The sequence below is a fragment of the Nonomuraea diastatica genome (assembly GCF_004349015.1).
GTDB classification, from domain to species: domain Bacteria; phylum Actinomycetota; class Actinomycetes; order Streptosporangiales; family Streptosporangiaceae; genus Nonomuraea; species Nonomuraea diastatica.
In genome coordinates this window covers 1-22,613 of sequence record NZ_SMKP01000180.1, presented here as the reverse complement: position 1 = coordinate 22,613, position 22,613 = coordinate 1, and the positions used below count along the sequence as shown (strand labels likewise).

The 22,613-nt window shown below is 70.5% G+C and carries 19 protein-coding genes and 1 tRNA gene; 18 read left to right on the top strand and 2 right to left on the bottom strand.

Features of this window, described 5'->3' with window-relative positions; genetic code table 11:
- The 9 genes from mreD to obgE form a co-directional block, all read left to right on the top strand.
- On the top strand, positions 1–509 hold a 509-nt coding region (gene mreD / locus E1294_RS41620; protein WP_246083663.1), incomplete at its 5' end, for a rod shape-determining protein MreD.
- Complete coding sequence (mrdA, locus tag E1294_RS41615; RefSeq protein ID WP_132516555.1) at positions 506–2,551, top strand: penicillin-binding protein 2; 2,046 nt, start codon at positions 506–508, stop codon at positions 2,549–2,551. The genes mreD and mrdA, both read left to right, overlap by 4 nt.
- The gene (gene rodA / locus E1294_RS41610) at positions 2,548–3,714 is read left to right on the top strand and encodes a rod shape-determining protein RodA (RefSeq protein ID WP_132516552.1); all 1,167 of its coding nucleotides are present in this window, start codon (positions 2,548–2,550) and stop codon (positions 3,712–3,714) included. The genes mrdA and rodA overlap by 4 nt, the downstream gene beginning before the upstream one ends.
- 69 nt (positions 3,715–3,783) lie before the next feature.
- Positions 3,784–5,694, top strand: coding sequence for a TIGR03960 family B12-binding radical SAM protein (locus E1294_RS41605; protein ID WP_132516550.1), 1,911 nt, complete (start codon positions 3,784–3,786; stop codon positions 5,692–5,694).
- Between the two features lie 152 nt (positions 5,695–5,846).
- Positions 5,847–6,599, top strand: a complete 753-nt coding sequence (locus E1294_RS41600) for a TIGR03936 family radical SAM-associated protein (RefSeq protein ID WP_246083662.1) — start codon at positions 5,847–5,849, stop codon at positions 6,597–6,599.
- Between the two features lie 144 nt (positions 6,600–6,743).
- Complete coding sequence (locus E1294_RS41595; RefSeq protein ID WP_246083661.1) at positions 6,744–9,971, top strand: Rne/Rng family ribonuclease; 3,228 nt, start codon at positions 6,744–6,746, stop codon at positions 9,969–9,971.
- A 222-nt stretch (positions 9,972–10,193) separates the two neighbouring features.
- Positions 10,194–10,496: a 50S ribosomal protein L21 gene (rplU, locus tag E1294_RS41590; protein WP_049575732.1), complete on the top strand. Its 303-nt coding sequence runs from the start codon at positions 10,194–10,196 to the stop codon at positions 10,494–10,496.
- A gap of 15 nt (positions 10,497–10,511) precedes the next feature.
- The gene (gene rpmA / locus E1294_RS41585) at positions 10,512–10,769 is read left to right on the top strand and encodes a 50S ribosomal protein L27 (protein WP_132516546.1); all 258 of its coding nucleotides are present in this window, start codon (positions 10,512–10,514) and stop codon (positions 10,767–10,769) included.
- A gap of 182 nt (positions 10,770–10,951) precedes the next feature.
- Complete coding sequence (gene obgE, locus E1294_RS41580) at positions 10,952–12,304, top strand: GTPase ObgE (protein ID WP_132516544.1); 1,353 nt, start codon at positions 10,952–10,954, stop codon at positions 12,302–12,304.
- Positions 12,305–12,718: 414 nt separating this feature from the next.
- On the opposite strand, the gene E1294_RS41575 is transcribed toward obgE, so the two are convergent.
- The gene (locus E1294_RS41575) at positions 12,719–13,489 is read right to left on the bottom strand and encodes an SDR family oxidoreductase (protein ID WP_132516542.1); all 771 of its coding nucleotides are present in this window, start codon (positions 13,487–13,489) and stop codon (positions 12,719–12,721) included.
- Between the two features lie 54 nt (positions 13,490–13,543).
- On the opposite strand from E1294_RS41575, the gene E1294_RS41570 reads away from it, so the two are divergent.
- The 5 genes from E1294_RS41570 (at position 13,544) to E1294_RS41550 (ending at position 18,941) form a co-directional block, all read left to right on the top strand.
- Positions 13,544–14,143 (top strand): TetR/AcrR family transcriptional regulator, encoded by a 600-nt coding sequence (locus E1294_RS41570; protein WP_132516540.1) that lies wholly within the window; start codon positions 13,544–13,546, stop codon positions 14,141–14,143.
- Positions 14,144–14,153: 10 nt separating this feature from the next.
- Positions 14,154–15,272: a glutamate 5-kinase gene (gene proB / locus E1294_RS41565; protein WP_425465258.1), complete on the top strand. Its 1,119-nt coding sequence runs from the start codon at positions 14,154–14,156 to the stop codon at positions 15,270–15,272.
- Positions 15,273–15,361: 89 nt separating this feature from the next.
- Positions 15,362–16,633 (top strand): glutamate-5-semialdehyde dehydrogenase, encoded by a 1,272-nt coding sequence (locus E1294_RS41560; RefSeq protein ID WP_132516538.1) that lies wholly within the window; start codon positions 15,362–15,364, stop codon positions 16,631–16,633.
- Between the two features lie 49 nt (positions 16,634–16,682).
- Positions 16,683–16,871, top strand: a complete 189-nt coding sequence (locus tag E1294_RS41555) for a hypothetical protein (protein ID WP_132516536.1) — start codon at positions 16,683–16,685, stop codon at positions 16,869–16,871.
- Between the two features lie 81 nt (positions 16,872–16,952).
- Entirely contained in the window at positions 16,953–18,941 is a 1,989-nt protein-coding gene (locus E1294_RS41550; protein WP_132516534.1) for a serine/threonine-protein kinase, read from the top strand.
- Positions 18,942–19,008: 67 nt separating this feature from the next.
- On the opposite strand, the gene E1294_RS41545 is transcribed toward E1294_RS41550, so the two are convergent.
- Complete coding sequence (locus E1294_RS41545) at positions 19,009–20,040, bottom strand: M48 family metallopeptidase (protein WP_425465257.1); 1,032 nt, start codon at positions 20,038–20,040, stop codon at positions 19,009–19,011.
- Positions 20,041–20,127: 87 nt separating this feature from the next.
- Between E1294_RS41545 and nadD the strand changes: the two genes are divergently transcribed.
- The 4 genes from nadD (at position 20,128) to E1294_RS41525 (ending at position 22,060) form a co-directional block, all read left to right on the top strand.
- Positions 20,128–20,745 (top strand): nicotinate-nucleotide adenylyltransferase, encoded by a 618-nt coding sequence (gene nadD / locus E1294_RS41540; protein ID WP_132516530.1) that lies wholly within the window; start codon positions 20,128–20,130, stop codon positions 20,743–20,745.
- A 90-nt stretch (positions 20,746–20,835) separates the two neighbouring features.
- Complete coding sequence (rsfS, locus tag E1294_RS41535; RefSeq protein WP_132516528.1) at positions 20,836–21,231, top strand: ribosome silencing factor; 396 nt, start codon at positions 20,836–20,838, stop codon at positions 21,229–21,231.
- Positions 21,228–21,857: a histidine phosphatase family protein gene (locus E1294_RS41530; RefSeq protein WP_132516526.1), complete on the top strand. Its 630-nt coding sequence runs from the start codon at positions 21,228–21,230 to the stop codon at positions 21,855–21,857. The genes rsfS and E1294_RS41530 overlap by 4 nt, the downstream gene beginning before the upstream one ends.
- Positions 21,858–21,987: 130 nt before the next feature.
- Positions 21,988–22,060: transfer RNA gene (locus tag E1294_RS41525), tRNA-Ala, on the top strand.
- Positions 22,061–22,613 lie beyond the last annotated feature (553 nt).

Below are 22,613 nucleotides of genomic sequence, written 5' to 3'. Positions count from 1 at the left end.
GCGTACGCCTGGTCGGGTGTGGTCGTCGGTGGGGAGGGGTCGCGGTGATCGGGGGGTTGTCCGTGGTGATCGCGCTGCTGGCGCAGGTCATGCTGGTCAACCGGCTGCCGCTGCCCGCCGGGGGCGCGCCTGACCTGGTGCTCCTCGCCCTGATCGGGACGGCTCTGTCGCGCGGGTCCGCGTCGGGCGCGATGCTCGGGTTCTTCGCCGGGCTGCTGGTCGACGTCATGCCGCCGACCGCGCACCTGCTCGGCCAGTACGCGTTCGTGCTCGCGCTCGTCGGATACGTCGCAGGGCACGGCGCGGGCGGGCCGGTGACGACCGTCGTGCTGTGCGTGCTGATGGCGCCGCTGCTGGCGGCCGGCGTGGGCGGGCTGATCTCCGATTCCCGGGTGACGATGTCCACGCTGACCGAGCAGGTGCCCGTCACCGTCGTCTACACGCTGCTGGTCTCGCCGATCGTGATCTGGCTGACCACGCGTGCCGGGCGGGCGAGGTTCTCGACATGATCAGGATGCGGGCCCGGCTGCTGGTGCTGCACGTGCTCGTGCTGACGCTGCTCGTCGTGCTGGCCATGCGGCTGTGGCAGGTGCAGGTGGTGCGCGGGCAGGAGTTCGTGACGCGGGCGACGGAGACCCGGACACGCACCGTGATCGTGCCGGCCGTGCGCGGGCAGATCCTGGACTCGTCCGGCCGGCCGCTGGTGCGCAACAAGACGGCGCTGGTCGTGTCCGTGGACCGTACGCGGCTTTCCAGGATGCCCGACGGCGGTGTGAAGGTGTTGCGCAAGCTGTCCGCGGTGCTCGACAGACCGGTGGCGCAACTGCAGCAGCGCATCACGCCGTGCGGGCCCGGGATTGCCAAACCGTGCTGGACGGGGTCGCCGTACCAACCTGTTCCGCTCGACGAGAAGGTCGGCACCCGTGAGGCGCTGCAGATCCTCGAGCGGCAGGAGGAGTTTCCCGGGGTGACGGCGGAGATCCACTCCGTCAGGCAATATCCGGGAGGCAGGGCCGCCGCCCAAATGCTCGGCTACCTCCAGCCGGTCACCGAGGCGGAGCTGGAGGAGCGCGAAGGGCTCAAGGCCAGCTTCTCGGGGGTGGACCTCGTCGGGCGCGACGGGCTCGAATACGTCTACGACGAGGCGCTGCGCGGCAAGGCGGGGCTGCGCAGGGTGCAGGTTGACCGGATGGGCAAGGCGCTCGGCGTCGAGGAGCAGACCACCCCCATTCCGGGTGACCACCTGGTCACCAGCATCGACTCGCGCGTCCAGAACGTGGTGGAGACGGCACTCGCGCGGGCCATGAAGTCGGCGCCGGCAGCCGATGGCGGGGCCGGGGTGGTGCTCGACGCCCGCACCGGGCGGGTCGTGGCGCTGGCCAGCGCCCCCGGCTACGATCCGGCGATCTGGGCGGGCGGGATCTCAGCCCGCGGATACCAGTGGCTGATGTCGGAGAAGTCCGGCAAGCCGCTCGTGTCGCGGGCGATCAACGGGCAGTTCGCGCCGGGTTCGACGTTCAAGGTCTCGTCGGTGACCTCCATGCTGCGGGCCGGCTACCCGCTCAACGGCAAATACGGCTGCCCCGGGTCCGTCATGGTGGGCGGACGGGCGTTCAACAACTTCCGCGGCATCCCCCTGGGCACACTCGACCTGCACATGGCGCTGGTCAAATCATGCGACACGATCTTCTACCAGGCCGCGTTCGAGCAGTACATGAAAGACGGTGGCCGCAACCCGAAGAAGACGCCGAAAGAGGTGTTCGCCAACGTGGCGAGGGCCTTCGGCTTCGGCCGGCCGACGGGAATCGACCTGCCGGGCGAGTCGTCGGGGCGCATCCCCGACCGGGCCTGGAAGAAGGACCTGTGGAACCACACCAGCGCGGTCAACTGCGAGCGGTCCCGTAAGGGCTACCCGGAGGTCAAGGACCGTGCGCGGGCGGAGTTCCTGAAGCGTCTCGCGCTGGAGAACTGCACCGAGGGGTTCCTGCTGCGGCCGGGTGACGCGGCCAACTTCTCCATCGGCCAGGGCGACGTGCTGGTGACGCCGCTCCAACTGGCCAGGGCGTACATGGCGCTGGTGACCGACGGAAAGGTGCGCAGCCCGCGCATCGGGTGGGCCCAGGTCAGACCCGACGGCAAGGTGGTCAAGACCATCGACGTGCCGGTGGTGGGCAAGCTGCCGCTCAGCGAGAAGGAGCGTCGCTACATCAAGAACGCGCTCAGTCAGGTGCCCTCCGACGGCACCGCCGCGGGTGCCTTCGCCGGGTTCCCGATGAACAAGGTGCGCATCGGCGGCAAAACCGGAACCGCCGAGGTCTGGGGCAAGAAGGACACCGCGTGGTTCGCCTCGTTCGCGCCCACCCAGAACCCTCAATACGTCGTGGTCGTCATGATCTCTCAGGGTGGGATGGGCGGCTCGGCGGCGGCGCCGGCCGCGCGCGAGATCTACGAAGGCATCTACGGCATCAAGCGACCCCCGGCGGTGCCCGGCGGGCGGTTGACGACGCGGCTGCCGACGTTCGCGCCTGACGGAACGGTGGCACGAGGATGACGGGCCGCACGGCCGCCGTCCGGCGTCCCTCGCTGCTGCAGCGGGTGGCCGGCGAGGACTCGGCCGTGCGGCGCTTCGACGGGCTCATGCTGGTCGCGGTGGCCGGGTTGTGCGTGATCGGCACACTGCTGGTGTGGTCGTCCACCCGCACCTGGGCGCCGGGTGCGACGGGATTGGTCAAGAAACACCTGCTCAACCAGGCACTGGGCGTGGTGCTGTGCGGCATCGTGGCCTCGGTCGACCATCGGGCGATGCGAGCGTACGCGCCGCTGGTGTTCCTGATGTCCCTGGTGGGGCTGGGCCTGGTGATCACCCCGCTGGGCGCGACGATCAACGGCTCGCACTCGTGGATCCTGCTCGGCGGCGGGTTCGCGGTGCAGCCGTCGGAGTTCGCCAAGGTGGGCCTGCTGCTGATCACGGCGATGTTGCTGGCGCAGCCGGCGGAGGGCTCCGACCGGCCGCGCGGGTTCGACGTCGTGCTGGCGCTGCTCGCCGCGGCGCTCACGATCGGGCTGGTGATGCTCCAGCCCGACCTCGGCACGGCGATGGTGCTGGCGGTGATCGCGGCGTCCGCGCTGATCATCGCGGGGGTGCGGAAACGGTGGATCGCGGCGCTGACGATGGTGGCGGGCGCCGGCGTGTTCGCGGTGTTCTATTTCCAGTTGCTGGAGCCGTACCAGGTGGCGCGGTTCACCGCGTTCGTCGATCCCAGCGTGGATCCGCGAGGGGTGGGCTACAACAGCACGCAGTCGCTGATCGCGATCGGCTCGGGGCAACTGCTGGGCAAGGGGCTGCTGGGCGGCGGACAGACGACCGGGCGGTTCGTGCCCGAGCAGCACACCGACTTCATCTTCACGGTGGCGGGGGAGGAGTTCGGCTTTCTCGGGTCGGTCACCGTGGTGCTGCTGCTCGGCGTGGTGCTGCTGCGCGGGCTGAAGATCGCCAGGCAGTGCGAGGACCGGTTCGGGACGCTGGTCGCGGGGACGATCGTGTGCTGGTTCGCGTTCCAGATGTTCATCAACGTGGGGATGACGATCGGGATCATGCCGATCACCGGGCTGCCGCTGCCGTTCGTGTCGTACGGCGGCACGGCCACGTTCGCCAATCTCATCGCGGTCGGGTTGCTGCAGGCCATCAGGGTGCGCGGTCATTCGTTCACCTGAAGGCCCCTGGCGGGTCAGCGCACTCGGTCCCGGACCCGTCACCCTCTGAACGCCGCTACCCTTGACGGTATGCCTGTCGAGTCGATTTTCCACCGCCTGGAAGCGTTGCTGCCGAAGGTGCAGAAGCCGATCCAGTATGTCGGGGGCGAGCTCAACTCGACCGTCAAGGACTGGGACTCCGCCGATGTGCGGTGGGCGTTGATGTATCCCGACGCCTACGAGGTGGGCCTGCCCAACCAGGGTGTGGCGATCCTCTACGAGATCCTCAACGAGCTGCCGGGCACGCTGGCCGAGCGCACCTACGCGGTCTGGCCCGACCTCGAGGCGCTCATGCGCGCCGAGGGCATCCCGCAGTTCACCGTCGACGCGCACCGGCCGGTGCGCGCCTTCGACGTGCTCGGGGTGTCGTTCTCGACCGAGCTCGGCTACACCAACATGCTGACCGCGCTCGACCTGGCCGGCATCCCGCTGACGGCGGCCGACAGGGGCGACGACGACCCGATCGTGCTCGCGGGGGGCCACGCGGCCTTCAACCCGGAGCCGATCGCCGACTTCCTCGACGCGGCCGTGCTCGGCGACGGGGAGCAGATCTCCATCGCCATCTCCGAGGTCGTCCGCGAGTGGAAGACGGAGGGCCGTCCCGGCGGCCGTGACGAGCTGCTGATGCGGCTCGCCGAGTCGGGTGGTGTCTACGTGCCGAAGTTCTACGACGTCGACTACCACCCTGACGGCCGCATCAAGCGGGTCGCGCCCAACAGGGCCGACGTGCCGTGGCGGGTGCACAAGCACACCGTGATGGACCTCGACGAGTGGCCCTATCCGAAGAAGCCGCTGGTTCCGCTGGCGGAGACGGTGCACGAGCGGTTCAGCGTGGAGATCTTCCGCGGCTGCACGCGCGGTTGCCGGTTCTGCCAGGCAGGCATGATCACCCGGCCGGTGCGGGAGCGTTCGATCACCACGATCGGTGCCATGGTCGAGAACGGCGTCAAGGAGTCCGGCTTCAACGAGGTCGGCCTGCTGTCGTTGTCGTCGGCCGACCACTCCGAGATCGCCGACGTCGCCAAGGGCCTGGCCGACCGCTACGAAGGCACCAACACCTCGCTGTCGCTGCCCTCGACCAGGGTCGACGCGTTCAACATCGACCTGGCCAACGAGTTCTCCAGAAACGGCAGGCGCTCGGGCCTGACGTTCGCGCCCGAGGGCGGCTCCGAGCGCATGCGCAAGGTGATCAACAAAATGGTCACCGAGGAAGATCTGATCCGCACCGTCACCACGGCCTACTCACAGGGATGGCGGCAGGTCAAGCTCTACTTTATGTGCGGGCTGCCCACCGAGCAGGACGAAGACGTGCTCGGCATCGCCGACCTGGCCAAGAAGGTCATCAAGGCGGGCCGCGACATCACCGGCAGCCGTGACATCCGCTGCACGGTCTCCATCGGCGGTTTCGTGCCCAAGCCGCACACGCCGTTCCAGTGGGCTGCCCAGGCCGACCACGAGACCGTCGATCGGCGGCTCAAGGCACTGCGCGACTCGCTCAGAGGCGACAAGCAGTACGGCAAGGCCATCGGCTTTCGCTACCACGACGGCAAACCCTCGATCGTCGAGGGCCTGCTCTCGCGCGGCGACCGTCGCGTGGGCGCCGTGATCCGCGCCGTCTGGGAGAGCGGCGGCAGGTTCGACGGCTGGAGCGAGCACTTCTCCTACGAGCGTTGGATGGCGGCGGCCGAGCAGGCCGGCGTCGACGTCGCCTGGTACACCACGCGCGAGCGGGAAGAGAACGAAGTCCTCCCGTGGGACCATCTCGACGCCGGGCTCGACCGCGAATGGCTCTGGCAGGACTGGCAGGAGGCCGTTACCGGCGGTGAGGTCGAAGACTGCCGCTGGACGCCGTGCTACGACTGCGGAGTCTGCCCCACCATGGGGACAGAAATTCAGATCGGCCCCACCGGGCGAAAACTCCTTCCTTTGACGGTGGTCTAGCGCGCTCAGTGGGCGAGCCGTGTCACGGCGTACACGTACACACGCCAGCGCGGCTTATCCTGAGGGAAGGAACTCTTACAAGGGAAGGACGACAAGCTCTGAAACCTGTTCCCGAAGGGCCTCCGCCCGCGCCCACGGTGCAGCGCCTGCGTGTGCGTTACGCCAAGCGCGGCCGTCTGCGCTTCACCAGCCACCGCGACATCTCGCGGGCCGTGGAAAGAGCGGTCCGCCGTGCCGGCATTCCGGTGGCCTACAGCGCGGGCTTCTCGCCTCACCCGAAGATCTCCTACGCGGGCGCGGCGCCGACCGGCGTCGCCAGCGAAGCCGAATACCTCGAGATCGGTGTTACCACGCCGTGCGTTCCGGAGCAGGTCAAATCCGGCCTTGACGGGTCGTTGCCGCCCGGGCTCGACGTGCTCGACGTTGTGGAGGCGGGGCCCGGTGGTCTGGCCGACCGCTTGGAGGTCTCCGACTGGGAGGTGCGGCTGCCCGGTGCCGACCGCGAGCTCGCCGAGGTGGCGGTGGAGAAGTTTCTCGCGGCAAGCACGGTGGACGTCGAGCGCCTCACCAAGAAGGGCCTCCGCCGCTTCGACGCGCGGGAGGCCGTCCTGAGGCTCGTGGTGTCCGAGGGAACAGACAGAACCGCAGCTCAGGTGCATGGACGACCGTGTGTCATACTGCGCATGGTTGTTCGGCACCTGACGCCTGCCGTTCGACCCGACGATGTGCTCACAGGGCTGCGCCTTGTGGCCGACTTCGCGCCGCCGGTTCCCCCCGAGGTGACCAGGCTGGCGCAGGGGCCGCTCGACGCCAGCACCGGTGCGCTTGCCGACCCGCTCGACCTGGACCGCGACACGACGCGCGGCGGCGAGGCGGGACCGGCGGGTGAGCACGTCGCCGGTTAAGGAAGTGCCCTGCGCGAGCCGGGCACGACCGTTGACAGGACTTGGCGCCGGCGCCCCCTCATCGGGGGAGCCGGCGGACAACGAGACACGAGGGCTCCTGCGCGGCGCGGCGACGCGCCCGGGAGCTGACGGGAGAGCGCCCGCATGCTCGACAACGAGCCCAACGCCGGGGCCACTGGCCCTGACGGGGAGACAATTGAACAGCCCGAGGTGACCAAGCGTCGCCGTTCCGCCAGCCGGCCCGCGGGTCCGCCGCCGGAGCCCGACGAGCCGACCTCCGTTCCGGTCACCGTCGTAGCCGCGCAGGCGGCGCCGTCGGTGGCTGAGGTGCAGCCGGTGCAGATCAACGCCGTGCAGCGTGCCGCCGGTGAGCCCGCATCCGAGATCCTTTCGGAGGCCGCCGCCACGGCCGGCAGAAATCGAAGCGCCGGTGACACGGCGGGCGAGGCCGTAGATGCCGGCAGCACGGTCGTTGAGGCGGAAAGTGCCGGTATCACGGTTGCCGGGGCTCCTGACACGGACGGTGGGGGGATGAGCGCCGCCGCGGCCGGTGCCGCCGACACCGGCACGGGTGCCGGTGCGCCGGAGAGCCCGGCCGAGGAGAAGCCCAAGAGAGCCACGCGGACACGGTCCACGGCCACGACGACGCGCCGGCGTACCACGAAGAAGGCCGCGGAGACGCAGGTTGAAGAGGCGGGAGCGCTCCCCGAGAGCGCGCCGCCCGCCGAGGAGGTCCCGGCGAAGCGGCGCAGGACCCGCAAGAAGGCTGAGCCGGAATCCGGCGCGGCCGCCGAAGAGCAGGTCGGCGTGACGCCCGCCGGCGGCGCGGCTGCGGTAAGCGCGCCCACAGGCGGTGCCGAGGCCGCAGCCCCGTTCGGCGCGGAAGAGGGCGCGGGTGGCCGTGACACCGAGGACCTGGCCGCTGACGTCGCCGCCGTGGCGGCAGGCGAGGCCGAGGTCTCGCAGGCCGGCGCGCGGACGGCGTCCCAGGCCGAGGACGCACGGGCCGGCGCCGCAACGGTGCCTCAGGCCGAGGGCTCGTCGGCCACGGCATCCGGGGCCGAGCGTTCCGGGGCTGAGCGTTCCGGGGGCGACGTCGAGGTGGCGCCCTCCGGCGCGGCCGTGGCTCCTTTCGCGGCCGCCGACACGGAGGACTACGCAGAGGACGACGAGGACATCATCGAGATCCTGCCCGAGGACGAGCCGCTCGACGACGAGCCCGCGGGCGAGGATCTCGACGAGGACGTCGACCGCCCGAGTCTGCTCGCCGACCCGTTCGGGCTGACCGCGCGCAGGCAGGACGAGCCGGGTGCCGCGTTCCAGCGGCCCGCGGCCATCTTCGCGCCGCTGTTCCAGGCGCCCGACCCCAGCAAGGCCAAGCCCGTCGTCACCAGGCGGGCCGAGCCGCCGCAGCCGGTCGCCGAGCCGGAGGAAGCCGAGGAGCCGGTCGACGAGACCGCGACCGAGGACGAGCCCGACGCCGACACCTCTGACGAGCAGGAAGAGGAGGGCGGCGGCCGTCGCCGTCGCCGCCGTCGCGGCGGCAGGGGCCGCGGCAAGTCGCGCGAGCGCGACGAGTCCGAGGACGCCGACGAGCAGGAAGAGGACTCTGACGAGGGGCAGAGCGAGGAGACCCAGGAAGAGGAGACCTCCGGCTCGCGCCGTCGCCGCCGGCGTCGGCGCCGTGGCACGGACGAAGGCGTGGAGCCGGCTGGCGACGACCCCCCGAACACGGTGGTACGCATCCGCGCGCCGCGCTCGGGACGTGCGGCCGGGCTCGACACCGCCACCGACGGCGTGCAGAGTGTGCGCGGCTCGACCAGGCTCGAGGCCAAGAAGCAGCGCCGCCGCGAGGGGCGCGAGCTCGGGCGCAGGCGCCCGCCGATCATCACGGAGTCGGAGTTCCTGGCCCGCCGCGAGTCCGTCGACCGGATGATGGTGGTGCGCAGGCAGGGCGACCGCACTCAGATCGCGGTGCTGGAGGACGGCGTGCTCGTCGAGCACTACGTCAACCGCGAGGCCAGCCAGTCCTACGTCGGCAACGTCTACCTCGGCAAGGTCCAGAACGTGCTGCCCTCGATGGAGGCGGCGTTCGTGGACATCGGCAAGGGCAGGAACGCCGTCCTGTACGCCGGTGAGGTGAACTTCGACACGGCCGGTCTCGAAGGCCAGCCGAAGCGCATCGAGTCGGCCCTGAAGTCGGGCCAGTCGGTGCTCGTCCAGGTCACGAAGGACCCGATCGGGCACAAGGGTGCGCGGCTCACATCGCAGATCAGCCTGCCGGGCCGCTATCTGGTGTACGTCCCCGACGGGTCGATGACCGGCATCAGCCGCAAGCTGCCCGACAAGGAGCGCGCGCGGCTCAAGAGCATCCTGAAGAAGGTCATGCCGGAGAACGCCGGCGTGATCGTGCGCACCGCCGCCGAGGGCGCCTCCGAGGAAGAGCTGGCCCGCGATGTGGCCCGCCTGTCCGCGCAGTGGGAGAACATCCAGAAGAAGGCCAAGTCGGCAAGCCCGCCCGAGCTGCTGTCCGCCGAGCCCGACCTGACGATCAGGGTCGTGCGTGACGTGTTCAACGAGGACTTCACCTCGCTGGTCGTGCAGGGCGACGACGCCTGGGACACCGTCGACGAGTACGTGAAGTACGTCGCGCCGCATCTGGGCGAGCGCCTGTCGAAGTGGGACGCCGGCCAGGGTGACGTGTTCGAGTCGTACCGGATCGACGAGCAGCTCGCCAAGGCGCTGGAGCGCAAGGTGTGGCTGCCGAGTGGCGGCTCCCTGGTGATCGACCGCACTGAGGCGATGACCGTCGTCGACGTCAACACCGGCAAGTTCACCGGCCAGGGTGGCAACCTCGAAGAGACCGTCACGCGCAACAACCTGGAGGCGGCCGAGGAGATCGTCCGCCAGCTCAGGCTCCGCGACATCGGCGGCATCATCGTCATCGACTTCATCGACATGGTGCTCGAGTCCAACCGCGACCTGGTGTTGCGGCGCATGCTGGAGTGCCTGGCCCGCGACAGGACCAAGCACCAGGTGGCCGAGGTGACCTCGCTGGGGCTGGTCCAGATGACCCGCAAGCGGGTCGGTCAGGGCCTGCTGGAGGCGTTCTCGACGGTCTGCGACTGCTGCAACGGGCGCGGTCTGATCATCTCCACGGAGCCGGTTGAGGCCAAGCTGGAACAGCGCGGCACGCAGGGCAAGATGGCCGTCGAGAAGGCGGTCGCCGACAAGGTTTCCGCGGCGAAGGACTCCGGCAACCGTGATACTGTGACCGGTGCGCTTGAAGAAGTCCCCGCTGAGGACGACCAAGCCAGCCAGACTTCCGGCAGGGGGCGGAGACGCTCCCGCCGAGCCAAGTCAGCCGAGTAACCTCGGCAGACTTCCGACGTTCCGTCCGGTTCGCCTAGGGCGCCGTTAATCCGGTACCCTGGTGAATCGGTGCGTCAGGTGACGTGCCCTGTTGGCGCGCTTACTCGGTTCGTCGGTTTGGACAGGCCGAATGACAGGCGCAGCATTCGGAGTCAGCGGCCATTCCCGCGCGGGGTGGCCGGGGTTCGCAGTGCAACAGTGAGTCAGTAGAAGGGTTCCGCGGTGTACGCGATCGTTCGTTGCGGCGGCAGGCAGCAGAAGGTCTCCGTCGGTGACGTCCTCGAGGTGGACAAGGTCGCCGGCGAGGTCGGCTCTTCGGTTTCGCTGCCGACGGTGCTCGTCGTCAACGACGGCGATGTGACCACGGAGGCGGGCAAGTTCACGGTCAGCGCCGAGATCCTCGGCGAGACCAAGGGCCCCAAGATCCGCATTCTCAAGTACAAGAACAAGACCGGTTACAAGAAGCGCCAGGGTCACCGCCAGCGGTACACCCAGGTGAAGATCACCGGCATCGACCAGGCCTGATCGGGAGTTAGAGAGATGGCACACAAGAAGGGCGCGTCGTCCACCCGGAACGGCCGTGACTCCAACGCTCAGCGCCTGGGCGTCAAGCGCTTCGGCGGCCAGCTGGTCAACGCGGGCGAGATCATCGTCCGCCAGCGTGGCACCCACTTCCACCCCGGCGACAACGTGGGGCGTGGCGGCGACGACACGCTGTTCGCGCTGGCCGCCGGTCACGTGCAGTTCGGTGTCAAGCGCGGGCGCCGGGCCGTCAGCATCGTTCCCGTCACGGAGTAGTTCCTCCCGGGTTTCGCATCCAAGGGGTGGATCGATCGAGTGTCGATCCACCCCTTGGCGTTTTCCGGGGATGTTCTGCGGCCCCGTGCTTGTTGAAGAGGCGACCGCCCGGCGTGAGGACTGCCGTCGGGCTCGTTGGTGTAGTGGAGATGCCCCTGCCGGGGTGATGGAGAGGGTGCTTGATGCCGGACTTCGTGGACCAGGTGGTCCTGCACATCAAGGCCGGTGACGGGGGGAACGGGTGCGCCTCCATCCACCGGGAGAAGTTCAAGCCGCTCGGCGGCCCCGACGGGGGCAACGGCGGGCGGGGTGGCGACGTCATCCTCGAGGTCGATCCCAACACCGCGACCCTGCTCGACTACCACTACCGCCCGCACCGCAAGGCCGGCAACGGCAAGCAGGGCCAGGGGTCCAACCGCGACGGCGCCAACGGCGACGAGATGGTCCTGCCCGTGCCCAACGGCACGGTGGTGAGGGACAGCGCCACGGGCGAGGTGCTGGTCGACCTGGTGGGGGCCGGCACGCGCTACGTGATCGCCCAGGGCGGGCACGGCGGCCTCGGCAACGCGGCGCTGGCCACCACCCGGCGCAAGGCGCCCGGGTTCGCGCTGCTCGGCGAGCCGGGTGACGAGCTCGACGTCATGCTGGAGCTCAAGAGCGTCGCCGACGTGGCGCTGGTCGGGTTCCCCAGCGCCGGGAAGTCGTCGCTGATCGCCGCGCTGAGCGCGGCCAAGCCCAAGATCGCCGACTATCCGTTCACCACCCTCATTCCCAACCTGGGCGTGGTGACGGCCGGCGACACCGTGTTCACCGTCGCCGACGTGCCCGGGCTGATTCCCGGGGCGTCGCAGGGCAAGGGGCTCGGGCACGAGTTCCTGCGCCACGTCGAGCGGTGCGACATGCTCGTGCACGTCATCGACTGCGCCACCATGGAGCCGGGACGCGATCCGATCACCGACTACGAGGTGATCGAAGCGGAGCTGCGGGCCTACGGCAAGCTCGACGACCGGCCGCGGCTGGTCGTCCTCAACAAGGCCGACGTGCCCGACGCCAGGGAGCTGGCCGAGATGGTCACGCCGGAATTCGAGGCGCGCGGACTGAGGGTCTTCACGATCTCGGCCGCCACGCACGATGGGCTGCGCGAGCTCACGTTCGCCATGGGCGAGTGGGTGGCCGCGGCCCGAGCCGTCAAGCCGGTCGAGGAGCCCACGCGGCTGGTGATCCGGCCCAGGCAGCTCGGGGAGGCCGGTTTCCGGGTGCGGCGGGTCAACGACAACCTGTTCCAGGTCACCGGCGAGAAGCCGGAGCGGTGGATCAGGCAGACCGACTTCAGCAACGACGAGGCCGTGGGCTATCTCGCCGATCGGCTCGAACGGCTCGGAGTCGAGGAGGAGCTGGCGAAGGCCGGTGCCCGCGCGGGGGTCGAGGTGGTCATCGGGCCCATGGAGGGTGGCTACGTCTTCGACTGGCAGCCCACGCTCCACGCCGAGTCGGTACGGCAAGGCCCGAGGGGCTCCGACAACCGCCTCGGGTAGGCCCTCTCCTGGTGTTCCCGTCCCTGCCGGGCGAGTGTCCGCTCGGTGGTGGGCGGCTGGGCTCCTTCGTGGACGCTCGTGCGCGGGTGAGCCTGGGGCCGGGGTCCGTGCCAGGGGTGTTTCCCGTGCTGGGATGGAGCGGGACGGGCGACGGTTGGTCCCGTGCCGGCGGGCTTGTAGGGTACGTGCGCGCCCTCCGTGCTGGATCGAGCCGAGGGTGACGTGCGCCCCCGGGTTGCTGCGGCCGGGGATCGGGGGTGTGCATCGTGGTGGTGCGGTTCTGTGCCGGACGGGCGGCGCCTGGCTCTGAGGACGTGTGCGTTCCTCCGCCGGGGGTGCACGGCGTGATGGCGCACGGCGTGCGCACGGTCACGACGAGGGCTTGCGCAGGGCGGCTCGACGCAGCCCGCCCGGTCAGGGGCGGAGGGTGGCTTCGGCGCCGCCGTCGGCGTAGAGGATCTGGCCGGTCATGAACAGGTTGTCCGGGCTGACCGTCCAGGCCAGCAGGGACACGATCGCGGAGACGGGCCCGGGGAAACCGAGGGGCTGGGGCATCATGGAGGACACGAGCGCGCGGGTGGCCGGGTCGTCCAGGAACATCGTTCTCGCCGTCTCCGTGTCCACTACGCCAGGTGCGACCGCGTTGAGTGGAATGCCTGCCTCTGCCCAGGCAGGGCTGACGGCGGCCCGGCGGAGCCAGCGGTTGAGCGCCAGCTTGGTGGACGGGTAGACGATGCGGCCCCGGCCGGCCGCGACGGCGGCCGTGACGGCGGCCACGGCCGCCTCCTCGTCCATGGACAGGCACGCGTCGACGATGGTGTCGTCGGCGGCCACGATCGCGCTCAGCGAGGAGACGGCGACCGCCCTGGGCTGGTCTGATCCGGCCAGAAGGGGGCGGAGGCTCTCCAGGGTCGCGATCGTGCCGAAGAAGTTGAGCCGCGCGGTGAGCGGCGACGGGACGGCGCTGCCGGCCACGGCGATCAGGCCGTTGATCCGGCTGTCCGAGACCGCCGTCACTTCTGAGGCGAGCCGTTCGCGTCCCGGCGGGGTGGTCAGGTCGGCGGTGACGTCGGCGTCGCGCACATCGCAGCGGATCACCCGTTCGCCGCCCTTCTCCAGGTGGTCTGCGGTGGCGGCGCCGATGCCCGACGCGGCACCGGTGACGACATAAGTACGGATTCCCATGGATACATTACTACATTGAATGCAGAGATGCAGTCAATGTAGTAATGTGGCGGCATGGCGGAGGGGATGAGGGAGCGGAAGAAGCGGCGCACGCGCGAGGCGCTGATCGCGGCGGCGGTGGAGTTGTTCCGGCGGCAGGGTTACGAGGCGACGACCGTCGCCCAGATCGCGGCCACGGCCGACGTGTCGACCAGGACGTTCTTCCTGCACTTCCCCGCCAAGGAGGACGTCGTCCTGGCCGACGCAGACATGCGGGTCGAGCTGGCCCTGCGGATCATCGAGGAGCGGGGGGCGGACGAGTCGCTGCCCGACGTGCTCGCCGCGGCGGTCGAGCGCATGATCATCGAGGTCGCCGGTTCCGATCTGGCCACCGGGATGGCCGACGTCCGGGTGAAGCTGATGCTGACCGTCCCCGAGCTGCAGGCCTGGATGATGCGGCGGCTGCTGGATGCGCAGCGGCGCATCGTCGACGCGTTGCGCCGGAGCTACCCGGAGGAAAGCGACGTCGTGGTCGTCGCGGCGCTGGTGGGGGCGATGGTGGGCGCGGTGACCTCGGCCGCCGCGTACGCGCTGCGCCGGGGTGACACGCCGGGGGAGGTCACCGCCGCCATGCGCGCGGCGGCCGGGCGCGTCGCACATTCCAGCAGCCGATAAGCTGCCAGACGTGCGGGAACAGCTCAGCTCAGCCTCCAAGGTCGTTGTCAAGGTCGGCTCCTCCTCGCTCACCACGCCTCAGGGCATGATCGACGTCGACCGGGTCGACGCGCTGGTGGATGTGCTGGCGGCGCGGAGCCGGGCCGGAACGCAGATCGTCCTGGTCTCCTCGGGAGCGATCGCGGCGGGCCTCGGCCCGCTGGGGCTGACCGCGCGACCACGTGACCTGGCCACCCAGCAGGCGGCCGCGTCCGTCGGGCAGGGTGTGCTCGTCGCCCGCTACACCTCCTCCTTCGCCCGCTACTCCCTGCGTGTCGGCCAGGTGCTGCTGACCGCCGACGACATGATGCGCCGCGCTCACCACGCCAACGCCCAGCGCACGCTCAACCGGCTGCTCGAGCTGGGCATCGTGCCCATCGTCAACGAGAACGACACGGTGGCCACCGACGAGATCCGCTTCGGCGACAACGACCGGCTGGCGGCGCTGGTGTCGCACCTGATCCGCGCCGACGCCCTGGTGCTGCTGTCGGACGTCGACGCGCTCTACGACGGCCCGCCGAGCCGCAGCGGCTCGCGCCGGCTGACGGAGATCCGCGGCGCCGGCGACCTGGTCGGGGTCGAGCTCGGCAGGAACGGCGCGGCCGTCGGCACCGGCGGCATGGTGACCAAGGTGCAGGCGGCCAGGATCGCCACCGGAGCCGGAGTGCCCGTGGTGCTCACCGCGGCCGCTCACGCGGCCCAGGCGCTGAGCGGAGCCGACGTCGGCACCTACTTCCACCCCGGCGGCCGCCACCCCGGCACGCGCCTGCTGTGGCTCGCGCACGCCACCACCGGGCGCGGCCGGCTCCACCTCGACCGGGGCGCGGTCGACGCCATCGTCGGGCGGCGCAAGTCGCTGCTGCCGGCGGGGGTGACGTCGGTTGAGGGCGAGTTCGCCGCCGGCGACCCCGTCGACCTGTGCGAACCGGAGGGCCTCGTGGTGGCCCGCGGCCTGGTCAACTTCGACGCTGCCGAGATCCCCGGCCTGCTCGGGCGCTCCACGCGGGAGCTGGCGAGCACGCTGGGTCCGGAATATGAACGCGAGCTGATCCACCGTGACGACATCGTCATACTGGAAGCCCACAGTTGAGAGCCGGATGCCCGACCGACGGGCTCCGGGTGAGTGACGAAGGACGGCCGGGGCGCCGAGCGCCCTGAGCAGCGGAGCGGAGCGTAGCCATGAGCACAGAGTTCCTGAAGGTCGCCCACGCGGCGCGAGAGGCCGCCGCCGAGCTGGCCCCGCTGCCTCGGGCGCCGAAGGACCGGGCGCTGCGCGCCATCGCCGACGCGCTGGTCGCGAACGCGGCGCCGATCGTCGAGGCCAACGCCAAGGACGTCGAGCAGGCCAGGTCCCAGGGCACCGCCGAGGCGATGATCGACCGGCTGCGGCTCGACGAGGCCAGGATCGCGGCCATCGCCGAGGCCGTGCGCCAGGTCGCCGACCTGCCCGACCCGGTCGGCGAGGTCGTGCGCGGCGCCACGCTGCCCAACGGGCTCGAGCTGCGCCAGCTCAGGGTGCCGCTGGGCGTGATCGGCATCATCTACGAGGGCCGCCCCAACGTCACCGTCGACGCCGCCGCCCTCTGTCTCAAGAGCGGCAACGCGGTGCTGCTCAGGGGCTCGTCCAGCGCTCACTCCTCCAACGCCGCCCTGGTGCGGGTCATGCAGGACGCCCTGGCCGGCACCGAGGTCCCGGCCGGGGCCGTGCAGCTCGTCCCCGGGCTGACACGCGACTCGGTCAAGGAGCTCATGCGCGCCCGCGGCCTGGTCGACGTGCTGATCCCGCGCGGCGGCGCGTCGCTGATCAACTCGGTGGTCGAGGAGTCCACCGTCCCGGTGATCGAGACCGGCGTCGGCAACTGCTCCGTCTACGTCGACGCCGACGCCGACGTCGACCTGGCCGTGCAGATCCTGCTTAACGCCAAGGCGCAGCGGCCCTCGGTGTGCAACGCGGCGGAGACGTTCCTGGTGCACGCCGACGTGGCCGACGCGTTCGTGCCGCGGGCGTTGCGGGCGCTGGCCGAGGCGGGCGTGACCGTCCACGGTGATGCGAAGATCGCCGCGTACGGCGAGGTCGTGCCGGCCACCGAGGACGACTTCCGCGCCGAATACCTCTCGCTCGACATCGCCGCCGCCGTCGTCGGCTCGCTAAAGGAAGCGGTGGCCCACATCAGGCGCTACGGCTCCGGCCACACCGACGCCATCGTCACCAGGTCGCAGAGGACCGCCCGCAGGTTCGTCGCGCTCGTCGACTCGGCGGCGGTGGCGGTCAACGCCTCGACGAGGTTCACCGACGGGGGAGAGTTCGGCTTCGGGGCGGAGATCGGCATCTCCACACAGAAGCTGCACGCGCGCGGCCCGATGGGGTTGCCCGAGCTGACGTCCACCAAGTGGATCTACACCGGTGAGGGGCATTTGCGCACGTCGGAGGGCACGGTGGTGGCCGGGTAACCGGCGTGTCGGCATGGCTGGCGCCTGACGACGCGGTTTGACTGGGGGCATGGAAATTGTCGTCGCCCTCGCCCTCATGGCCGCGGTGTTGTTCGGCGCCGACCGGCTGCTGCTCCGGCTGGAGAGCCGTGGCCGGGTCAACTGGCGCAGGAACAACCGCAGGCGGCTGTCCGAGGCGCCCACAGCCGAGCTCGACAGCATGCTCTCCGCCGGGTCAGCCACTCACGCGCGCCATTAACCTTCGGCGTGCCTCACGCGGTGACTCGCGTCACGGCGCTAGGGTTGTGTCCCTTATGGGCGCGCCGGGCGGGGAGGGACGGTGAGCAAGCTCGGCAAGGTGGGGCCGTACACCCTGGTCGAGCGGCTCGGCCGCGGCGGCATGGGTGAGGTCTACCTCGCCTCGACCCGTCGTGGCGAGCACGTGGCACTGAAGGTCCTGCACGACCTTGCCGAGGACGAGACCTCGCGCATCAGGCTGGAGCGCGAGGTCCGCGCGCTGCGCAGGGTCGAGAGCCCGTACGTCGCCAAGGTCCTCGACGCCGACCTGGGGTGCGCGCGCCCCTACCTGGTCATGGAGCACATCGAGGGCGCCACGCTGCTCGATCGTGTACGCCAGGACGGCCCGCTCGACGACGCCGATCTGGTCGACATGGCCCAGGGCATCGCGGCGGCGCTGGCGATCATCCACGCGGCCGGAGTCGTCCACCGCGACCTCAAGCCGGGCAACATCATCATGGGCGCCGGCGGGCCGGTCCTGATCGACTTCGGCATCGCCCAGGTGCTCGACGCGACCCGGCTCACCATGACGGGCACGTTCCTCGGCACGCCCGGCTACACCGCGCCGGAGATCTTCGCCGACGAGCAGGTCGACTCGCCCGCCGACGTGCACGCGTGGGCAGCCACGGTGGCGTTCGCGGCGACCGGGCGGCCGACGTTCGGGCGGGGCACGGCCGAGGCGCAGATGTACGCGGTGCTGAACGGGCAGGCCGACCTCAAGGGCGTGCCCGTGCAACTGCTGCCCCTGCTGCGGGCGGCGCTCAACAGGGAGCCGGGCAAGCGGCCCACGGCGGCGTTGCTGGCCGATCGGCTGTCGCGGCTGGCCAGGGCGGCGAGCGGGGCCGATCCCGAGCCCGCGGCGACCGGTGGACGGGCCGCCGAGGCGGCCGAGGAGGCGGGCAAGGGCACGGCCGTACGCAGCCGCACGACGGAGGACTCGGCTCGCGGACGGGCCGGTGGCACGGGTGTGGACGGCAAGGTGCCTCCGCCGCGTGGCCGTACGGGCGCCGACGGCAAGGGTGCGGCGGCGCGCAACCGTGGCAACGCGGACGGCGCGGCGGTCCGGAGCCGGGCCGGCACGGACGGTCCCGCGGCGCGCAGCCGCGCGAACCCGGACGGCTCCGCCGCGCGCGGCCGGTCGGGTGCCGACGGAGCCGCAGCTCGTGGTCGCGCGGGCACGGACGGGGCTGCGGCGCGGAGCCGGGCGAGTGCGGAGGGATCCCCGCGGAGCCGGGCAGACGCGGACGGGGCCACACGGAGCCGGGCGAGTGCGGACGGTTCCCCGCGAAGCCGGGCAGGCACGGACGGAGCAGCTGCGGCGCGGAGCCGTGTGCAAGCCGAGGGCAAGGTGCCCGCGCCGCGGAGTCGCGGGAGCGTGGACGGCAAGGTCACGGGGCCGCGCGCCAAGGTGACCGCGCCACGTCAGCGGACGGCGGCGGCCGTACGCGCGAGGGCCGCGGCCAAACCGCAGGACAAGCGGAAGACGGGGCTGCGCGCCGAGTCGTCCTCCACCACGCTGCCCGCGGGCAACGGCGCCCTGCTGCTGCTCGCCGCGCTGGCCGTGCCGTGCGTGGTGACCACGGTGATCTGGCCGATCGCCTCCATCGCCATCACGACGGTGCTCGTGGTGCTGACCAGGACCCTCTGGATGAGCCACTGGCTGGTCAGGAACCGCAGCTCACGGGCCACGCGCGTGGCCCTGCGCGTGCTGCTCTTCCCGCTCGCGCTCGCGGCGGCGGCGACGACGGCCGCCGTATGGCCCGGCGTGCCCGTCGCGGTGGCGTCGGGCGGCGCGCTCTGGGCGACCGGCGGTGGTCAGATCGACGCCGACTGGTGTCAGCAGCCCGCGCCGGTGACCGTGGCCGGCGTGGTGTTCGGGATGTTGTGCGGTGGCTTCACCGGGCGCGAGATCGAGCGCATCGGCCAGCGCCTGCCCGATCTGCGCAGGGAAGGGCTGCGCGCACTGGCCGTGCTGGGCGGGTTCGTCGCCCTGTGCGCGGCCGCCGTGCGCGCCATCGCCCTGCTGCTCTGATCCGCCGTCGCCGTGCGCGGCGGATCACGCGGTCGATCACGCTGATCGGCCGCGTGCGGCGCTCCCGTCAGCCCTGGCCGCCGTCGCGGCGGGAGAAACGGTTGAAGATGCGCTCGCCCGCGTTGACGGCGCCCTCGGCCACGTCGCGCAGGACGCCGATGAACGGGTCCTGCGACTGCTGCCAAGAGGCGCGGTAGGACTCGGCCGCGGCCTTCATCTCGTCGGTCACGCGGGCGTTGGCGTCGTCTTCCCTGCGCGGGTAGTCGCCGCCGATGATCCGGTCGTATTCGCCACTGCGCTGCCACTTGTCCAGCTCCGCCACGCGCACCACCGCGAACGGGTGGGTGGTGCCGAGCAGGTTGAGCACCTTGAGGAAGCCGTCGCGAAGGTCGCCCGCGGTGTCGTATTCCTGGTACTGCTCCAGGAACGCCTCGATGTTCATCTCGTGGGTGTAGTCGCCGCCGGCGAGCTTCATCAGCGCGCGCTTGGCCGCCTCGGGGTTCTGCCCCGTGAGCAGGCCGCCGCGGTCGGAGGACAGCTCGGACTTGCGGTACCACTCCTCCAGGCCCGCGACGATCGCGCGCAGGCCGATGTAGCCGAGCGGGATCCAGGCGACGCGGGTGGCGAGGCGGGTGAGGATGTCGAGCATCGTCCGGTAGACCGCGTGCCCCGACAGGATGTGCGAGGTCTCGTGGCCGATGACGAAGCGCTGCTCCTCCTCGTTCATGAGGTTGAGCAGACCGGTGGTCACGACGATGAACGGGTCGTCGAAGCCGATGGCCTTGGCCTGGACCTGCGGGTCCTGCTGGACGTAGATCTCGGGGATCCGGTGCAGGTCGAGGGTGTAGGCGGCGTCGCGGCCCATGTCGTAGAGCGAGCGGAACTGGGTTTCGCTCACGCGCACGGCCGACGCGAGGTACATCAGGCGCAACCGGCGCTCGCTGATGAGGCCGGACATCTGCTTGAGAACGGTGTCGAACCCACTCAACTTACGCAGAGCGACCAGGGCGGACCGGTCTGCGGGATGTTCGTAGGCTCGGGACGATATGCCGGGCAGTTGGACGCGGTTGCGGTCCGGGGTGGTCGTCATGCCCGGCATGCTACGTCCGCAACGGAAGTGATGCGCGGACATCACTCAGGGGGGTGCCATCATGTTGTCGTAGGACGTCCGCGTAAGGTCCGTTTCATGATGAACGCGCCCGGTGTCCAGGGGAAGCGGCGAGTGGGTGTGATGGGCGGGACGTTCGATCCCATCCATCACGGACACCTTGTCGCGGCCAGCGAAGCGGCCCACCATTTCCATCTCGACGAGGTTGTTTTCGTACCTACCGGACGGCCGTACCAGAAGTCCGAGCGTGAGGTCTCGGCGGCGGAGGACCGCTATCTGATGACGGTCATCGCGACGGCCTCCAACCCCCGCTTCTCCGTGAGCAGGGTGGACGTGGATCGCCCCGGACCTACCTTCACTATCGACACATTGCGTGATGTTTCGGAAATTTATGGTCCGCAGACCGACCTTTTCTTCATCACCGGCGCCGACGCCCTCGGCGCCATCCTCGGCTGGCAGGACGCCGACGAGTTGTTCGAGCTGGCCCACTTCGTCGGCTGCACGCGCCCCGGCCACACGCTGCACGACCCCGGCCTGCCCGACGGCAAGGTGACGCTGCTGGAGATCCCCGCGCTGGCCATCTCGTCGTCGGAGTGCCGGCATCGGGTCGCCAAGGGCGAACCGATCTGGTATCTGGTGCCTGACGGGATCGTGCAGTACATCAACAAGCGCGGGCTCTATCACGCCAGCGGTTGAAGGTCGTCACGCTGTGGGTGAGGGGTTTCGGCCCGGAAGGGTACGCTCAACATAAGGCATGCTGCCGACACAGGAGGACAGACCCGCATCGTGACCGCATCTGACAGATCCGTCCAGCTCGTGCGCATCGCCGCGGAGGCCGCGGCCGACAAGCTGGCCGATGACATCCTCGCATACGACGTGAGCGAACAGCTCGTCATCACCGACGCCTTCCTGCTCTGCTCCGCCACCAACGACCGCCAGGTACGCGCCATCGTCGACGAGATCGAAGAGCGGCTGCGCACCGAGGCCGACGTCAAGCCCGTGCGCCGAGAGGGCGAGCGCGAGGGCCGCTGGGTGCTGCTCGACTACATCGACATCGTCGTGCACGTCCAGCACGAGGAAGACCGCACGTTCTACGCGCTCGAGCGCCTCTGGAAGGACTGCCCGGCCATCGCGCTGCCGGAGAGCGTCATGCAGGCCAATCTGCAGCGGGCCCGCAGTTGAGTAAAAGGATCGTGTGTCTGCGTCACGGGCAGACGTTGTGGAACGTTGAGCGGCGCTTCCAGGGTCACTCCGACATCCCTCTCGACGAGACCGGCCTGGCGCAGGCGGCCAGGGCCGCGTCGCTGCTGGCGGCGCTGCGTCCGACCCTGATCGTCTCCTCCGACCTCCAGCGGGCCAACGACACCGCTCTGGCGCTCGGGCGGATCGTGGGGCTCGACGTCGCGGTCGACAAGGACTTCCGCGAGCGCGGCGGTGGTCAATGGGAAGGGCTGACGCGCGAGGAGATCGCCGCGCGCTGGCCCGACGAATACGCGGCCTGGGAGGCGCCGGACGGAGAGCCCGTCGGTGACGTGGCCACCCGGGTGGCGGCCGCCATGCGTAAGTGGGCCGGCCGCCTCGACGACGACGGGCTGCTCGTCGTGGCCTCGCACGGGGCCGCACTGCGGCTCGGGATCTGCGAGCTGCTCGGGTTGCCGGAGGAGTTGTGGCCGGCGCTCGGCGGGCTGGGCAACTGCTCCTGGTCCGTGCTGCAGGAAGGGCGCAAGGGATGGCGGCTGCTCGAGCACAACGCCGGCACCCTGCCGGAGCCCGTCAACAGTGACGACCGGCCGGACGCCGAGGTGTGAGGTCCGGCAGGCCCGTACGGCTCGGGGGCCGTACGGCCTTCCTCCGGGGTGCCGGCGCGATTAGGAGAATCGGCGCGGATGGCTATATGCTCTCCGAGCGCCGCAACGGGTGGGCTCGGAGTGGTCATCAGGGGCTATGGCGCAGTTGGTAGCGCGCCTCCATGGCATGGAGGAGGTCTGGGGTTCGAATCCCCATAGCTCCACCCACAAGATTTGCGCGACAACGGCGGTGTCCTTCCAGGGCGCCGCCGTTGTCGTGTGTGCTGCCGGGTTGCGCGGCCGAGCGGCGGTGACGGCGCCGACTCCTATGGCGGCCCCGCCCCGGCTCGACCGAACCGTGATCGTGTTGTCGGGTGTTCGCCTGACACGTCCGCGTGCGCGCCGTCCGTAGGCTCGAACCGGCAGCCACGGTAAAGGCTCGGGGGCGGACGCATGCCTGGCCGCCGAAGAACGGCAGGCGACCCCTCGCGCTCCGTGGGAGACGGCTTCTCGGCCGTCGTGGCCACCCAGTGAAGGTTCTGCCGGTCTGTCGCGAGAGGTCGCTGATGTCCACCCCATTCCCGCCATCTCCGGGGCAGGGCCCCTCCAGGCCGCCGCAGGGGCCTGGAGGGCCGCCGCGGCAGGGGATGCCGGGGCGGCATGCCGGCGGCTTTCCGCCGATGGGTCACGCAGGGCCGGGACAGGGCGGTCCGGAAGGGTATGGACCCGGTCCGGGCGGTCCTGGGGCGCCAGGGGGGTGGCCGGGCGGTCCTGGGG

Excerpts from the sequence above, each read along its gene's own strand:
- mrdA (WP_132516555.1), top strand. The coding sequence starts at position 506 with ATGATCAGGATGCGGGCCCGGCTGCTGGTGCTGCACGTGCTCGTGCTG.
- rodA (WP_132516552.1), top strand. The coding sequence starts at position 2,548 with ATGACGGGCCGCACGGCCGCCGTCCGGCGTCCCTCGCTGCTGCAGCGG.
- E1294_RS41605 (WP_132516550.1), top strand. The coding sequence starts at position 3,784 with ATGCCTGTCGAGTCGATTTTCCACCGCCTGGAAGCGTTGCTGCCGAAG.
- E1294_RS41595 (WP_246083661.1), top strand. The coding sequence starts at position 6,744 with ATGCTCGACAACGAGCCCAACGCCGGGGCCACTGGCCCTGACGGGGAG.
- rpmA (WP_132516546.1), top strand. The coding sequence starts at position 10,512 with ATGGCACACAAGAAGGGCGCGTCGTCCACCCGGAACGGCCGTGACTCC.
- obgE (WP_132516544.1), top strand. The coding sequence starts at position 10,952 with ATGCCGGACTTCGTGGACCAGGTGGTCCTGCACATCAAGGCCGGTGAC.
- E1294_RS41575 (WP_132516542.1), bottom strand. The coding sequence starts at position 13,489 with ATGGGAATCCGTACTTATGTCGTCACCGGTGCCGCGTCGGGCATCGGC.
- E1294_RS41570 (WP_132516540.1), top strand. The coding sequence starts at position 13,544 with ATGGCGGAGGGGATGAGGGAGCGGAAGAAGCGGCGCACGCGCGAGGCG.
- E1294_RS41560 (WP_132516538.1), top strand. The coding sequence starts at position 15,362 with ATGAGCACAGAGTTCCTGAAGGTCGCCCACGCGGCGCGAGAGGCCGCC.
- E1294_RS41555 (WP_132516536.1), top strand. The coding sequence starts at position 16,683 with ATGGAAATTGTCGTCGCCCTCGCCCTCATGGCCGCGGTGTTGTTCGGC.
- E1294_RS41545 (WP_425465257.1), bottom strand. The coding sequence starts at position 20,040 with ATGCCGGGCATGACGACCACCCCGGACCGCAACCGCGTCCAACTGCCC.
- nadD (WP_132516530.1), top strand. The coding sequence starts at position 20,128 with ATGATGAACGCGCCCGGTGTCCAGGGGAAGCGGCGAGTGGGTGTGATG.